The organism is Pseudomonas sp. MD195_PC81_125 (genome assembly GCF_014060985.1).
In the GTDB taxonomy this organism is placed as follows: domain Bacteria; phylum Pseudomonadota; class Gammaproteobacteria; order Pseudomonadales; family Pseudomonadaceae; genus Aquipseudomonas; species Aquipseudomonas parakoreensis.
This window is the reverse complement of the sequence record NZ_JABULD010000813.1, coordinates 1-593: the sequence shown is the minus strand read 5'-3', so window position 1 is coordinate 593 and position 593 is coordinate 1. Positions and strand designations below refer to the sequence as shown.

Below are 593 nucleotides of genomic sequence, written 5' to 3'. Positions count from 1 at the left end.
CGCGCCCTCGCCTATCACAACTACGCCCTGCCGCCATTGGCGATGATCGCCAGCTTCGCCCAGGTCAACGGGGTGGATCTGCGTCAGGAAAACAACAGCGCGCTCAAGCGTCTGGGTGATCGGGTGCTGGCCGGGGTGAAAGACCCGGATCAGTTCGAGGAAAAGAACGGCAAGAAACAGGACATGACCGACCTGAAAGAGGACATGAAATTCGCCTGGCTCGAACCGTTCTGCACCCTCTACACCTGCCCGGCGGATGTGATCGAGAAGAAGCACGGCATGCAACCGTTCAAGACCTTCCGCCTCGGCGGCGACCTGACCAAGGTCTACGACCCGTCGCATGAGAAGGGCAACAAAGGTTCATAAGGCCAAAACCCTGTAGGAGCTGCGGCACGCTGCGATCTTTTGACTTTGATTTTCAAAAGACCAGATCAAAAGATCGCAGCCTTCGGCAGCTCCTACAGGGCGGCAGCGAGATTTGAGTTAGCCCTCCGGTTTTTACGTGGGGGGGTTTGGGGGGGGCTTTGGCCCTTGACTGTTGGTTCAAACATGGAGAGATCGGGATGGTATTTTCATCAACGTGTTCCTGTTTC

Annotated in this window: 1 protein-coding gene; it reads left to right on the top strand. The window is 56.5% G+C overall.

The window, feature by feature from the left end; all coding sequences use genetic code 11:
- The coding region (locus HT737_RS29445; RefSeq protein ID WP_182404580.1) for an alginate lyase family protein at positions 1–366 on the top strand (366 nt) is incomplete at its 5' end.
- Positions 367–593: the final 227 nt, after the last annotated feature.